Source organism: Pseudoalteromonas sp. BDTF-M6 (genome assembly GCF_018334135.1).
Lineage (GTDB): Bacteria > Pseudomonadota > Gammaproteobacteria > Enterobacterales > Alteromonadaceae > Pseudoalteromonas.
The window spans coordinates 815,918-829,042 of record NZ_JAGXTQ010000001.1 but is presented as its reverse complement, the minus strand read 5'-3'; the positions used below and the strand labels follow the sequence as shown (position 1 = coordinate 829,042).

The 13,125-nt window shown below is 48.0% G+C and carries 15 protein-coding genes; 10 read left to right on the top strand and 5 right to left on the bottom strand.

Translation table 11 applies throughout. The features are described from left to right. Positions 1-218: 218 nt before the first annotated feature. From KD147_RS03755 to KD147_RS03735, 5 genes are all read left to right on the top strand, one after another. A complete protein-coding gene (locus KD147_RS03755) occupies positions 219-1,292 on the top strand; it encodes a DUF6602 domain-containing protein (protein WP_212546939.1) in 1,074 nt (357 codons plus the stop codon). Positions 1,293-1,400: 108 nt separating this feature from the next. Then, positions 1,401-1,826, top strand: coding sequence for a lysozyme inhibitor LprI family protein (locus KD147_RS03750; protein WP_212546938.1), 426 nt, complete (start codon positions 1,401-1,403; stop codon positions 1,824-1,826). Positions 1,827-1,920: 94 nt separating this feature from the next. After that, positions 1,921-2,556, top strand: coding sequence for a class I SAM-dependent methyltransferase (locus KD147_RS03745; RefSeq protein ID WP_212546937.1), 636 nt, complete (start codon positions 1,921-1,923; stop codon positions 2,554-2,556). Between the two features lie 114 nt (positions 2,557-2,670). Beyond that, positions 2,671-4,005, top strand: a complete 1,335-nt coding sequence (nhaA, locus tag KD147_RS03740) for a Na+/H+ antiporter NhaA (RefSeq protein ID WP_212546936.1) — start codon at positions 2,671-2,673, stop codon at positions 4,003-4,005. A 228-nt stretch (positions 4,006-4,233) separates the two neighbouring features. Beyond that, the gene (locus KD147_RS03735; RefSeq protein ID WP_105189622.1) at positions 4,234-4,449 is read left to right on the top strand and encodes a TIGR02450 family Trp-rich protein; all 216 of its coding nucleotides are present in this window, start codon (positions 4,234-4,236) and stop codon (positions 4,447-4,449) included. A gap of 99 nt (positions 4,450-4,548) precedes the next feature. Here KD147_RS03735 and fur read toward each other — a convergent pair whose 3' ends face one another. The 5 genes from fur to KD147_RS03710 all read right to left on the bottom strand — a co-directional run bounded on the left by fur (position 4,549) and on the right by KD147_RS03710 (position 7,077). Further along, positions 4,549-4,992: a ferric iron uptake transcriptional regulator gene (gene fur / locus KD147_RS03730; protein ID WP_105189623.1), complete on the bottom strand. Its 444-nt coding sequence runs from the start codon at positions 4,990-4,992 to the stop codon at positions 4,549-4,551. 138 nt (positions 4,993-5,130) lie between these two features. Further along, positions 5,131-5,658 (bottom strand): flavodoxin FldA, encoded by a 528-nt coding sequence (gene fldA / locus KD147_RS03725; RefSeq protein ID WP_212546935.1) that lies wholly within the window; start codon positions 5,656-5,658, stop codon positions 5,131-5,133. A 14-nt stretch (positions 5,659-5,672) separates the two neighbouring features. Continuing rightward, positions 5,673-5,951 carry a LexA regulated protein gene (gene ybfE / locus KD147_RS03720; RefSeq protein ID WP_022946544.1) on the bottom strand — a complete coding sequence of 93 codons (279 nt, stop codon included), beginning with the start codon at positions 5,949-5,951 and terminating at the stop codon, positions 5,673-5,675. A 2-nt stretch (positions 5,952-5,953) separates the two neighbouring features. Further along, positions 5,954-6,175: a DUF2788 domain-containing protein gene (locus tag KD147_RS03715; RefSeq protein ID WP_105189625.1), complete on the bottom strand. Its 222-nt coding sequence runs from the start codon at positions 6,173-6,175 to the stop codon at positions 5,954-5,956. A gap of 125 nt (positions 6,176-6,300) precedes the next feature. After that, complete coding sequence (locus KD147_RS03710; protein WP_212546934.1) at positions 6,301-7,077, bottom strand: alpha/beta fold hydrolase; 777 nt, start codon at positions 7,075-7,077, stop codon at positions 6,301-6,303. Between the two features lie 188 nt (positions 7,078-7,265). Here KD147_RS03710 and seqA point away from each other — a divergent pair, with 188 nt between their 5' ends. The 5 genes from seqA (at position 7,266) to KD147_RS03685 (ending at position 13,122) form a co-directional block, all read left to right on the top strand. After that, on the top strand, positions 7,266-7,859 hold the full coding sequence (seqA, locus tag KD147_RS03705; RefSeq protein WP_105189627.1) for a replication initiation negative regulator SeqA: 594 nt from the start codon (positions 7,266-7,268) through the stop codon (positions 7,857-7,859). A gap of 10 nt (positions 7,860-7,869) precedes the next feature. Next, entirely contained in the window at positions 7,870-9,507 is a 1,638-nt protein-coding gene (gene pgm / locus KD147_RS03700) for a phosphoglucomutase (alpha-D-glucose-1,6-bisphosphate-dependent) (RefSeq protein WP_212546933.1), read from the top strand. 95 nt (positions 9,508-9,602) lie between these two features. Continuing rightward, complete coding sequence (astE, locus tag KD147_RS03695) at positions 9,603-10,637, top strand: succinylglutamate desuccinylase (RefSeq protein ID WP_212546932.1); 1,035 nt, start codon at positions 9,603-9,605, stop codon at positions 10,635-10,637. Between the two features lie 290 nt (positions 10,638-10,927). After that, positions 10,928-12,145: a thiamine pyrophosphate-dependent dehydrogenase E1 component subunit alpha gene (locus KD147_RS03690; RefSeq protein WP_212546931.1), complete on the top strand. Its 1,218-nt coding sequence runs from the start codon at positions 10,928-10,930 to the stop codon at positions 12,143-12,145. Then, positions 12,145-13,122 (top strand): alpha-ketoacid dehydrogenase subunit beta, encoded by a 978-nt coding sequence (locus tag KD147_RS03685; RefSeq protein ID WP_105189631.1) that lies wholly within the window; start codon positions 12,145-12,147, stop codon positions 13,120-13,122. The genes KD147_RS03690 and KD147_RS03685 overlap by 1 nt, the downstream gene beginning before the upstream one ends. Positions 13,123-13,125 lie beyond the last annotated feature (3 nt).

The following is a 13,125-nucleotide window of genomic DNA, read 5'->3' as shown; positions in this document are numbered from 1 at the left end:
AGCCACGCAAGGCTCGAATAAGTGAAGGCTCGTTTTTTCTGGCTCGTTTCGCGATTGCGTGTGAACAAAACACCTGATAACTTATTGCTATTATTGAATAAAAAAGTTTATTGGTGAGCAATGGTGAGGTTGTGGATAACTTCCTTAACCGGGAATTCGCACTAATAAGCTGTTAGCCGTCAATGCCAAATATTCCCACGGAGTGAAAATTAATAAAGATGAGTGTCATTTCAGAAAAATTTAACGCCAAAATAACTTCGCTAAAAAATGAGTATGAAGTTAATAAGGGTATTGTCCATCAAGGAGTCAAAGGCGGGATTAATGAAAATGAATTATCCACTCTAATCAAAGAGGTTGTACCGAAAAAATATCAAATATCCAGTGGGATTATTGAAAACTCTGATGGTGAGCAATCCAATGAGACTGACATTCTTATATATGATGATGAAATCCTTCCTCTGTACATGCGAAATGATCTAACATTTGTTCCTGTAGAGGCTGTAAAATATAACTTTGAAGTAAAGAGTACTTTAAATGCAACTGAGCTAAAAACAACAATAAATAAATTTGAAAGATTCAAATCTATTGGTGGATATTCACCCACAGTATTGTTTTCATTTTCTACAGATCTTAAAGGAAGTGAGCTTGAAAGGTTAAAAAACAACGATAGTAACTTTTTCGTAAATCCAGCTATTAGCGTTATTTGCACATCCAATAAAAGTTATTACTTTAAATCTGTCAGAGAACACCTTCTTAAAGACTACTTAAGTAACTCTGAATTCATGAAGCTTTTCCAAGAAGCATCTGGTCTTGATTTTGATGGTGTAGTCGAGGCTATGAGAGATACGTTAACAAATGATCAAGCATTATCTCAAATGAGTCGTTCACAATTTGCTCAACTTATTCAAGGTGTAATTCAGATCAATAACCATAAAGCAAATGTAGACGATAAAGAATTAACAGTGAACGGTGTTAAATATAATGAAGTAACCTTCAGAGTCCATAAATGGATAGGTATTGAAATTGAAAGTAATGAAGTGGAGCTATCATTACTTTCAGGGATTTCTAACTCCTTGTCTTTAGGAAACTTTGGTCAATATTTATTAAATTCTGGCGTACATCAGCCTAAAGTCTTTGCTGTTTGTTATGAAGACATGTGGGGCAATTTAAGCTGTCAGGATTTTGATGTAGATGGCTTGAACTACGATACAGATAAGGTCAGTTTTAGTTTTCAAACAAGTAAAGAGTCTAGTCAAGTGATCTTCCATATGAGTGACCTAGAAGACGGCTAACAAGTTGCTTAAAAGGACAAATAACAGTTGGCTTTTGCTCCTTCGTCGCCTATTTTAGCCAACAATTATTTGCCTCTTAGCAAGGCGTTATATGCACATGGAGAAGCAATGAAACAATTAGTGCCCCTGTTACTTTTTATCCCTTTGTTCGCTTTCGCTGAGGAAGCAGTAGACTGTGAAAAAGCGTGGACGACACTCGCGATTAATCAGTGTATGCATAGAGATTTAGTAGCGGCTGAGAAGGTAATGGATAAGTACTTGGCGAAGAGCCTAGAGAGATATGCACAAGACAGTGTCTTAGCAACTGCAATTCAAAAAGGCCAGGACGCCTGGTTGAGTTATCGCGAAGCACATTGTGGAGCAGTTTATGACACTTGGCGTGATGGCACCATAAGGACGGCTATGGGACTGGGTTGCAAATTAGAATTAACTCATCAAAGAACGGCTGTTTTGTGGCAGTCATTTTTAACTTATGTTGATTCAACCCCCCCTTTGCTTCCCGAGCCTAACTCATATGAACCAAAGTCATATTAACAGTGCACATAACAAGCGCCGAAACCAAAGGACGCCAAACAGCGAGCCTGTGCTACTTTTGATGGGGAAGACCAATTTCATTCTGGAGGGGTAAGTGCAAGAGTTTGATAGAAAGGCTCATTGGCAAAACGTCTATGAGCACAAAGAAGTGACTGAAGTCAGCTGGTTTCAAGCAAAGCCGGTCCTCTCCCTTGAGCTCATAGCCAACAGTCATCTCCAACCCGTGTCTCCGATCATAGACGTAGGTGGGGGAGCGTCGGTGCTGGTCGACCAACTGCTTGATCAGGGGTACACAAATCTTACCGTCCTAGATATATCCGGTGCGGCATTGGCTAAATCGGCAAAGCGACTGGGAGAAAAAGCCGGCGCGGTCAATTGGCTTGAGTCTGACGTTACCGCTTTCTCGCCAGATAGTCAGGTTGCACTTTGGCACGATCGGGCGGTGTTCCACTTCTTAACGGACGCTGCAGACCGTCAGCGTTACGTTGGGGCGTTGAAAAAGGCGCTGCGCCTGGGCGGTCATCTAATTATTGCTGCTTTTGCAATCGGTGGCCCTGAAAAATGCAGTGGATTGCCTATAGTTCAATATGATGCTGCAAAGCTGATAGCCGAGCTTGGGTCGGGCTTCAAGCTGCGCGAGGAACGAATAGAGGAGCACCTCACTCCGGCCAAGAGGGTGCAAAAATTTGCGTATTTTCGCTTTGAGCGCATCGCAGAAAATGAAACATAGTAAGTGCTTGCAGGCGGCGTTTAACCCGCTGCGCACCCTTGCTTCCACAAGGGCATATCGCCTCAAACGCGCCTGAACCACGGCGTTGGCGCTTGACAGTCGGAGCGACTTCTTATGGGTACAGGTAAGCAAGACAATTCAGGAGTCGCCCGATTACCCAAGGAATTTGCTGATCGGCTGACCAACCCCTTTGTGCGCTTCTTGCACATTGAGTCAGCGGGTGGGGCCATTCTTCTATTTTTCACTGTTGCCGCGCTCATTCTATCCAACTCACCGTGGGCTGACTCGTTCGAACACGCATGGGAGACACAAATAGGTCTTCAGGTTGGTTCATTCGAGTTTGTCCGTTCTCTGCGGGAATGGATCAATGATGGCCTGATGACGCTGTTTTTCTTTCTTGTCGCATTGGAACTTAAGCGGGAGTTGGTTCTCGGCGAGTTAAGCAAGCCTCGCATGGCCGCGCTATCCATAGCGGCAGCCCTGGGCGGTATGGTCGTTCCCGCTGTGATCTATCTGGCACTGCAATCAGGACAACCCGGCCAGCATGGATGGGGCACTGTCATGGCAACTGACACAGCGTTTGTTATTGGTTGCCTCGCCCTGCTTGGCTCACGCGTTCCTCAAAGCTTAAGGGTGTTTATGCTGTCGTTAGCGATTGTTGACGATATCGGCGCCATACTGGTCGTCGCAATCGGCTACAGCAATGATATTGCCTGGTGGCCCTTGGTGATGGCTGCGCTTGGCCTGGTGAGTATCCGCGCAATCGCAAGGCTCGGATTTCGTGGTTTTCCTCTGTACTTTCTGGTGGGCGTGGTCATCTGGCTTGCAGTGGATGCGTCCGGGATCCACGCTACCATCACAGGCGTGATGCTCGGCCTGATGACGCCGGCGCGTCGATGGGTCAGCGATGAGCGGCTATACGCGATATTGGGTCAGGTTATTGCGCACCCAGCAAGCAGTGAAGGCAGCGGCGATACCAAGGACCGACAAACATTAAAAATGGCCGAAATTGCCGCGCGTGAAACGCTATCCCCAGTGGAGCGTCTGGAGATGGCGCTACATCCCTGGGTGGGTTTTGTCATCATGCCCCTGTTTGCATTTGCGAACTCTGGATTGCCACTCACGTTCAGCGAAGTGGAGAGCCTGCTCACCGTAGCGATTTTCTTAGGTTTCGTGCTTGGTAAGCCTATTGGTATCCTGTTGTTCTGTTGGCTGGTTATACGTTTGCACATCGCCATTCGCCCACCAGAACTCAGCTGGAGGGTATTGGCCGGGGGGAGCCTGCTCGCCGGAATCGGCTTCACCATGGCGTTGTTCATTGCGAACATAGCTTTCGACAAGACCCTGATTGACAGTGCTAAGCTGGGAATTTTCCTCGCCTCCGTTTTCTCTGCAGTGGCTGGGCTTGCTCTTTTGAGGTGCTTGCCTGCACGTACAAAACCTCCTTGAGTGTGTCACCAATGGCAGTTCTTCATACCCGTTTGGAACGGTGATAACGGATGCTGTTTGTGTTGCCTCTGGCGCTTACGAGGCGTTCAAAAAGGACCTGAAAAACGTCTTGCTTTTAACTTTAACGTTAGGTGCTATCTGTTAACATTCAAAATTACTGAACTTGAGTCTTAGAAGCTTCGTAAAACTCATTGTTTGCAAATACAGTCAGAACGTTTTGGAGTGGGCATGAACCGTATTAACCCGGCTAAATTACACCATAGTAAGTGGACAGCAGTGAAGCCGATGAATCGAGAAAAGCATTTCTTAGTATCAGAAATTGAGTTCGACGAGGAGGGTTCTGTCATTTCCTGTAAATTGGAAGCGGTTTTGTCTAAGAACGAGTACTTCATAGACTGGACTGAATTGAAAAGCCAAGAGAAATGGCTTCAAGGTTGGAAATAAGGGCAACCCACCTTAATGCCGCTTCTTAGAGAGGACCCTTACAAACAGGCACAAAAAAGCCTGCGCTAGGGCAGGCTTAATGTCAGCGAAAATGGCTGTTTAGCCGTTTTCTAAGGCGTATTGCTTACACGCCTCCGTGTCCACACATTCACCGTACAGGTACAGGGAATGGTTAGTCAGTTTAATGCCATTGCTGGTGGCAATTTCAACCTGACGCTGTTCGATCATCTCGTCTTCAAATTCGATCACTCGGCCACACTTTAAGCACACCAGATGGTCGTGGTGGGTTGAGCCCGCAAGTTCAAATACCGACTTACCGCCTTCGAAATGGTGGCGGGTGACGATGCCGGCATCATCGAATTGGTTTAGTACGCGATACACAGTTGCCAGACCGATTTCTTCACTGTTATCGAGCAGGATTTTATAGACATCCTCGGCGCTGATATGTTGGTTATCAGGGCATTGGAGGATCTCTAAGATTTTGATCCGCGGGAGCGTGACCTTGAGGCCTGCTTTTTTGAGCTCTAGGTTATGATCAGTCATTCAACGTGTTCTCAATTATGATTCTTTTTGTGCACCTAAAGCAGATTTTGCCCTGGCGCGCGCGACGCATTTTAAAAATTAACAATAACGTGCTTAAGGGGCAAGTGTAAAGCCAAGTTAAACTTGCCCGTCAATGCGTTAGTCGGCTAATTCGGCTAGACACATTTCTTCATGAATTTGTGCACACCACTGCTTCACACGTTGCTCGGTTAGCTCAGGCTGACGGTCTTCGTCGATGCCAAGACCAACAAAGTGGTTGTCATCGGCCATGCCTTTTGATGCTTCAAAGTCGTAACCGTCTGTTGACCAGTGACCCACAACGATGGCACCACGCTCGGTGATGATGTCGTTAACCATGCCCATGGCATCTAGGAAGTACTCGGCGTAGTCTTCCTGGTCACCACAACCGAAGATGGCGCAAAGTTTACCTTCGAAGTCGATTTCTTCTAATTCAGGGAAAAAGTCGTCCCAGTCACACTGAGCTTCACCATAGTACCAAGTAGGGATACCAAATAGCAGCAAGTCAAACTCTGCGATCTCTTCTTTACTACTTTTTGCGATATCGTGCACGGCCACGAGTTTCTTGCCGAGCTCTTTTTGGATCATTTTTGCTACGTGTTCAGTGTTACCCGTGTCGCTACCAAAAAATATACCTACACTTGCCATGAATAAATAACCTTTTATGTATCTATAGCCAATCGTTCTTGCAAAATGGTTTCAATCAACGCACTGCGGCTAATATTTTGCGCATCCGCCATATCATTTAATGCCTGATACAGCTCCGATGAAACTTTAAATTCGACGCGTTTCAAGCCTCGCGCCTTATCGCGCTTAAGCTGGTTTCGCTTATTAACTTTTAATTGTAACTCCCGTGGGAGCGGGTTTGTTTTTGGACGACCCGGGCGTCGCTCGTACTCGAATAAATCGAGCGTCGTTCTATCTAGCTCTGACTTGGCCATGGTTAACCCACACCTGCTCCTTGCCAAAACACCTGAATAAGGCCCTTAGCGATAAAGCCGGAACAGCCTAAAAATAATACAAGCCATACAACATAACGGCCAAATTTAGGCACATCGCCTTTTTTCAACACGTCTTGAATTGCCATGCCGATGAAAAAAAAGATGCCAGCAAGGCCAAAATACAACCCAAGGGTATCCAGTCCATTTATTAATTGGTCGACCATTTACTGCTACCTATTAGTAAAACGGCGCGCATTGTAGCACATAAAAAACGAATAATTTAGGCCATAATGCGCGTTTCGACCCACATCATTATAGTGCGCTTAGCGCATAAATTTATTGATATGGATTAACGAGTTAAAAAATCAACAATGGACTTATTGACCGCCACGGGTTTTTCCGCGTGCAGCCAGTGCCCGGCCCCTTGAATCACCTTGGCCTTGGCCTTGGGAAACAAGCGCATAATCTCATCGCGGTGAGGGCTGTCGATGTAATCCGAGTCGGCACCCTTGATAAATAGTGTATCACACAAACAAGAATCATTTGCAACTGGGGCAGAAAGAATTTGCTCATACTGGGCGGTCAGCACCGGGAGGTTAAATTGCCAGCCAAGCGCTCCCGAGTCGGTTTTACTCAGGCTTTTAGCTAAAAACTGGCGTACGCCCTGCGCGTCGATATGTTCACTCATTAGCGCATCGGCTTCACTGCGTGACTGTACGGCGTTGTTGGCCACCTTGTGCAAGGCTTTAAAGATGGCGTCGTGGCGCGAGTGATAAGCGACCGGGGCGATATCCAGTACCACCAGCTTATCGACGCATTCGGGTTTACTGAGCGCTACCTGCATGGCGATTTTGCCGCCCATGGAATGGCCAACCAAATGTGCTTTTTCTATACCTAAATGGGCGAGCAGGGTGATGATGTCAGCGGCCATCGCCGGATAATCCATCTGCTCGCTGTGAAATGAACGACCATGGTTACGCACATCCACATTAACCACATGAAAGTGCTCGGCCAACGCACGGGCGACGACTTTTAAGTTGTCGAGTGAGCCAAACAGGCCATGGATAACGATAACGCTCGGCGCCTGTTCGATGCTTAATCCGCTTTGTTCATAATTAAGTAACATAGATATGCCAATTTGGGGTTAGGAAAACGCAGGGATTGTGCCCGAGCTAAGGGCCTATTTGCAACCTTGAAGGTAAATCAACTGGCGTATTTATACCGAGATGATGCTCTGTATACCCTAGCTTATTCAGGTAACTTGGGTATAATTCTGGCATGCGTGAAAGACATGGCAGTAATGACAGGAATATCATGAAAAAAATAGAAATAGACGACGAGCTATATCAATATATCGCCAGCAACACCCAAAGTATTGGCGAGAGTGCCTCCACTATTCTGCGTCGTTTATTGAATCTGCACAATACGGGCGCCGATTCGGTGCCTGCGGCCGCGCCTGCCCCTGCAGTGACAACTGCACCCGCAACATCGGCTGACGCAACCGGCTTAGAACAATCAGAGACTGCTACAGTGGCAACCAGTGCACCTGCTAAAGCACAGGCCAGCAATCAAGGGTCGGTATTCGATATTCTTAATAAAGAAGAATTGGCGATGCAAAAAGGGGTGGTGGGTCGCTTCTTATTTATTCTTGCGGCATTTCACCGCAGCCACAAAACCACCTTTGAACGTGTCTTGAATATTAAAGGTCGTGACCGTCGCTACTTTGCCACCAGCAAAGAAGAGCTTCAGGCCAGCGGCAGCAGCCTAAATCCAAAGAACATAGACGACAGCCCGTATTGGGTGATGACTAACTCCAACACCACGCGCAAGAAAATGATGCTGCATGAGGTGGCTCTGGAGTTAGGTTATAGCAAAGAACAAGCTGAAACCATTCGCGACTATTTATAAGGAGCCAAGTATGGCCGTTCATCCTAACGCTGGAAAAACCGCCCCTCAGTCAGAGCTGATTAATGTGCCCAAGCTGATGAGTGCGTATTATTTGCATGAACCTGACGTTGAGCAAAACCCCGAACAGCGTGTGGCATTTGGCACCTCGGGCCATCGTGGCTGCTCCTTGAATACCCAGTTTAACGAATCGCATATTTTGGCCATTACTCAGGCTATTTGCGATTACCGCAAACAAAACAATATCTTTGGCCCCTTGTTCCTGGGTAAAGACACCCATGCCTTGTCTGAGGCAGCGTTTAATTCTGCCATTGAGGTCTTGGTTGCCAATGAGGTGCAGATCATCACCCAAGAAGGGGATGACTACACACCAACGCCGGTGATCAGTCATGCGGTGGTGAGTCATAACCAAGCCCACCCGGGCGAGCTGGCCGATGGCATCGTGGTGACGCCGTCACATAATCCGCCACAGGATGGGGGTTTTAAATACAACCCACCGAATGGTGGCCCGGCGGACACAGAGATCACCAAATGGATTGAGGACAGAGCGAACCAGCTGCTGGCGGAAGATCTGGTTGAAGTCGAGCTGTTTCCTTATGTGCAGGCGGTGCGCTCCGGTTTTATCAAGTATGTGGACCTGAAAACCCCGTATGTCGAAGACCTTGTCAACGTAGTGGATATGCATGCCATTGCCAAATCCGGTATCAGCCTGGGCATTGACCCACTTGGTGGTTCGGGCATCAACTATTGGCCGCTTATCGCTAAGCAATACGGTTTAAACCTGACCGTGGTGAACGATGTCATCGACCCACGTTTTGCCTTTATGCCGCAAGACAAAGACGGCAAAATCCGTATGGACTGCTCGTCGCCTTACGCCATGACCAACCTGATTGGTCTTAAAGACAGATTCGATATCGGCATAGGTAATGATCCCGACTTTGACCGTCATGGCATTGTTACCAAGGATGGTTTGATGAACCCTAACCACTTCCTGGCAGTGGCCATCGACTACCTGTTGACCCATCGCGAGTGGCCAGAGGACGTCAAGGTAGGTAAGACTCTTGTATCAAGCGCTATCATCGACAAGGTGGTGGCCAGCCATGGTAAAGAACTGGTCGAAGTGCCGGTAGGCATGAAATGGTTTGTTGAGGGTCTGCACAGCAGTGCCCTGTGCTTTGGTGGTGAAGAAAGTGCCGGCGCGGCGTTTTTACGCATCGACGGCTCGGTGTGGTGTACAGATAAAGACGGTTTTATTATGGGCCTATTGGCCGCCGAGATCCTTGCGGTGACCGGTAAAACACCGTCGCAATACTATCGCGAGCTGGTCGCCAAATTTGGTGAACCGCTTTACAAGCGTATCGATGCACCTGCAAATTCTGAGCAAAAACAAAAACTTAAAGAACTTAGTGGTGATGATATCAGTGCCACCGAGCTAGCCGGTGAACGCATAGTTGCCAAGCTCACCGAGGCACCGGGCAATCAAGCCGCTATCGGGGGTCTTAAGGTGGTTACCGAAAACGGTTGGTTTGCGGCGCGCCCCTCGGGCACCGAAGATATCTATAAGATTTACTTTGAGTCCTTTAAGGGCGAGCAACACTTGGCACAATTAGAACAAGCGGCCATTGAGCTGGTTAACGCCAGCATTGCTTAAGCCTAATTATTTTATAAAGCCAGTCATTTGACTGGCTTTTTGCTATCTAAACTTTGCCACCCAAGGTGGCAGCACACGTAGAACAAAGGTGTACTATGTATTTACAACGTCTTCAGCAAAGTGGCGACTTCCTCGGTATTACCCGTGAAAATGAATTCAACTTGGCGCCAGAGCAGTTCACACTTGATAATGGCACTCATGTAAAGGTCCTTGACACTGGGGTGATCCAATTCGAGCCGAAGAACTATGGCAGCAAGGATTTTATCTTCTCCAGTGCCGTACACGGCAATGAAACTGCCCCCATTGAAATTTGCGACCAGCTGATCCGAGCCATAATCGCAGGCACCCTTGAGTTGACTCATCGCGTGATGTTTATTTTCGGCAACCCCAAGTCCATCAATATTGGCGAGCGCTTTGTCGATGAAAACCTTAATCGCTTGTTTTGCGGTAAACACAGCGTCGGCGAGGTAACGAACCCAGAGCGTGAGCGTGCGAAAAAGCTGGAAGAATACGTGGAAGCGTTTTTTACCGCGCCGGGTGAGGGCCGTTATCGCGCCCATTATGACCTGCATACTGCTATTCGCGATTCAAAAAATGAAAAGTTTGCCGTTTACCCCTTCTTACATGGCAAACCGCACAAGCGCGAACAGCTGCAGTTCTTGCTAAGCTGTGGCGTACAAACCGTGTTACTCATGGCCGAGCCAGCATCTACCTTTAGCTATTTCTCATCGCGCCACTTTGGTGCCGATGCCTTTACCATTGAATTGGGTAAGGTGCGCCCCTTCGGTGAGAACGATATGGCCCGCTTTGAAAAGACCAAGGTGACCTTAGCGAGCTTGATCAGCCAAAATGAGGTGAGCTATCCGCCACTGCGCGCAGAAGACGTTGAGCTGTTCTCTGTGTATCGCACCATTAATCGTCACCATGAAGACTTCTCTTTCACCTTTGCCGATGATGTGCCTAACTTCACCGGCTTTGCCAAAGGCGAGTTGCTAGGTCAGGACGGGGGCGAAGAAATACGCGCCGAGGTTGACGGCGAAGCCATCATTTTCCCCAATGCCAAGGTGGCCCTGGGCCAGCGTGCATTGCTGACCGTTGTACCTACCGAATTGTCTGATGACTTCATCTGATCAGACCACTGCGCCTCATAATATCTTGTTATTTCAGTGTGTTATGAGGCGTACACCGAACTTGCCAACCCGAGGTTATGAATGATGCAATTATTCGGCTATGATTAGTTGAATAAGCCTTTACGTTGACGTAAAGTGGCGGAAGCATAATTTAAACTAGGCACCAAGTGTAGAAATATTATTCTACATACCCACTGCGGTTGAATTGTTTATTTCAGATTTAACGTTAACGCAGAAGCCACAATAACAAACCTGTGCCTAGTGACATGACAACAAGAGAAGGGAAGGTTATGACTAACCCCAATAACGTTTCGTTGAATATCAGTCACGAACTTGCGTTCATTGACAGCCACGCGCTGAATATACCCACTTACCGCGTCCTTAATGAACAAGGTGCCGTAAGCGAAGGCGCCACCGTGCCTGAAATCGATCAAGCCACGGCACTTAAAATTTATGACACCATGCGCTTTATCCGTGCCTTGGATGAGCGTATGCAAGCGGCACAACGACAAGGTCGTGTTAGCTTCTATATGCAATGTCTAGGCGAAGAAGCGGCGGTAACAGCCAGTGCTGCAGCATTGGATGATAACGACATGATTATGGCGCAATACCGCGAGCAAGCGGCGCTGCGCTACCGTGGTTTTACCCTTGAACAGTTTATGAATCAGATGTTCTCTAACGAGCTGGACCTGGGTAAGGGCCGTCAGATGCCGATCCACTATGGTTCAAATGAACTGAACTATATGACCATCTCTTCGCCGCTGGGCACACAAATTCCGCAAGCGAGCGGTTATGCTTACGGCCAGAAAATTAAGCATATCAACAAGCAAAGCGGCGAACTTGATAGCGAAATCGACAACATCACCATTTGTTACTTCGGTGAAGGTGCGGCCTCAGAGGGCGACTTCCACGCCGGTTTGAACATGGCAGCGGTACACAAAGCGCCGGTGATCTTCTTCGCTCGTAACAATGGTTATGCGATTTCTACCCCGGCGGAAGAGCAGTTTGCCGGTGACGGTATTGCCTCACGCGGTGTGGGTTATGGTATTCAAACCATTCGTGTTGACGGTGGTGATGCCCTTGCCGTATACGCGGCGACTAAAGCGGCGCGCGACCATGCGACCAAAACCGGTGAGCCTGTGCTTATCGAATCTCTGGCGTATCGCCTGGGTGCTCACTCAACGTCGGATGACCCAAGTGGTTACCGCTCGAAAGATGAAGAAGCAAACTACCGCGATAATTGCCCAGTTGCGCGTTTCCGTACCTGGCTTGTGGCTCAAGGTTGGTTAGACGAGCAAGAAGACGAGCAGGTCAAAGAGCAGGTGCGTGAGCAAATCCTTGACGCCCTGAAAGTGGCAGAGAAAGTGGCCAAGCCGCCGCTTGAAGATTTGATCAGCGATGTGTATGACACGCCAATTCCAAGCCTACAGGCGCAATATGAGCAATTAAAATCTCATATTAAGAAGTACCCGGACGCTTACCCAATTACAGCAGGGAGAATCAAATAATGAAAACAATGAATATGCTCCATGCCATTAACTCAGCCCTGGATATCACCATGGCCGAGAATGACCATGCCTGTATTTTTGGTGAAGACGTGGGTTATTTCGGTGGTGTGTTCCGCGCCACTTCTGGCCTACAGGAAAAATACGGTAAGCACCGTGTTTTCAACACGCCGCTAACCGAGCAAGGTATTGCCGGTTTTGCTAATGGTTTGGCCGCCTTCGGTGCGCCGGCCATTGCCGAAATTCAATTTGCCGATTACATCTTCCCGGCCTTTGACCAAATCGTCAACGAATCAGCTAAGTTCCGCTACCGCAGCGGTAATGAATTTAACGTGGGTAACCTGACCATTCGTACTCCGTACGGTGGTGGTATCGCCGGTGGTCTTTATCACTCGCAATCACCGGAGGCGTATTTTGCACATACCCCGGGTCTGAAAATCGTGGTGCCACGCGACCCGTATCAGGCTAAAGGTCTACTGCGTGCGGCCATTAAAGACGATAACCCAGTGATCTTCTTTGAGCCTAAGCGCCTATACCGCGCCTCGGTGGGTGAAGTACCTGAAGAGGATTACAGCATCGAGCTTGGCAAGGCCGAAGTAGTGCAAGAAGGTAAAGACGTGACCGTATTGGCCTGGGGTGCGCAGATGGAAATCATCAGTGCCGCCGCCGAGAAAGCCAAAGAGCAGGGCATTAGCGTTGAACTGATTGACCTTCGCAGCATCTTGCCTTGGGACGTAGAAACCGTTGCCAACTCGGTGAAGAAGACCGGCCGTTTGGTGGTTAGCCACGAAGCGCCTATTACCAATGGTTTTGGTGCCGAGATTGTTGCCACCATCCAGCAAGAGTGTTTCTTGCACCTGGAGTCGCCGATTGCTCGTGTATGTGGTCTTGATACTCCATATCCGTTGGCATTAGAAAAAGAATATATCCCAGATGCCTTAAAGGTATTCGAGGCGATTAAAAACGCGGTTGAGTTTTAAGGG

Excerpts from the sequence above, each read along its gene's own strand:
- nhaA (WP_212546936.1), top strand. The coding sequence starts at position 2,671 with ATGGGTACAGGTAAGCAAGACAATTCAGGAGTCGCCCGATTACCCAAG.
- KD147_RS03710 (WP_212546934.1), bottom strand. The coding sequence starts at position 7,077 with ATGTTACTTAATTATGAACAAAGCGGATTAAGCATCGAACAGGCGCCG.
- KD147_RS03685 (WP_105189631.1), top strand. The coding sequence starts at position 12,145 with ATGAAAACAATGAATATGCTCCATGCCATTAACTCAGCCCTGGATATC.
- KD147_RS03735 (WP_105189622.1), top strand. The coding sequence starts at position 4,234 with ATGAACCGTATTAACCCGGCTAAATTACACCATAGTAAGTGGACAGCA.
- KD147_RS03755 (WP_212546939.1), top strand. The coding sequence starts at position 219 with ATGAGTGTCATTTCAGAAAAATTTAACGCCAAAATAACTTCGCTAAAA.
- ybfE (WP_022946544.1), bottom strand. The coding sequence starts at position 5,951 with ATGGCCAAGTCAGAGCTAGATAGAACGACGCTCGATTTATTCGAGTAC.
- KD147_RS03715 (WP_105189625.1), bottom strand. The coding sequence starts at position 6,175 with ATGGTCGACCAATTAATAAATGGACTGGATACCCTTGGGTTGTATTTT.
- astE (WP_212546932.1), top strand. The coding sequence starts at position 9,603 with ATGTATTTACAACGTCTTCAGCAAAGTGGCGACTTCCTCGGTATTACC.
- pgm (WP_212546933.1), top strand. The coding sequence starts at position 7,870 with ATGGCCGTTCATCCTAACGCTGGAAAAACCGCCCCTCAGTCAGAGCTG.
- fldA (WP_212546935.1), bottom strand. The coding sequence starts at position 5,658 with ATGGCAAGTGTAGGTATATTTTTTGGTAGCGACACGGGTAACACTGAA.
- KD147_RS03690 (WP_212546931.1), top strand. The coding sequence starts at position 10,928 with ATGACTAACCCCAATAACGTTTCGTTGAATATCAGTCACGAACTTGCG.
- KD147_RS03750 (WP_212546938.1), top strand. The coding sequence starts at position 1,401 with ATGAAACAATTAGTGCCCCTGTTACTTTTTATCCCTTTGTTCGCTTTC.
- seqA (WP_105189627.1), top strand. The coding sequence starts at position 7,266 with ATGAAAAAAATAGAAATAGACGACGAGCTATATCAATATATCGCCAGC.
- fur (WP_105189623.1), bottom strand. The coding sequence starts at position 4,992 with ATGACTGATCATAACCTAGAGCTCAAAAAAGCAGGCCTCAAGGTCACG.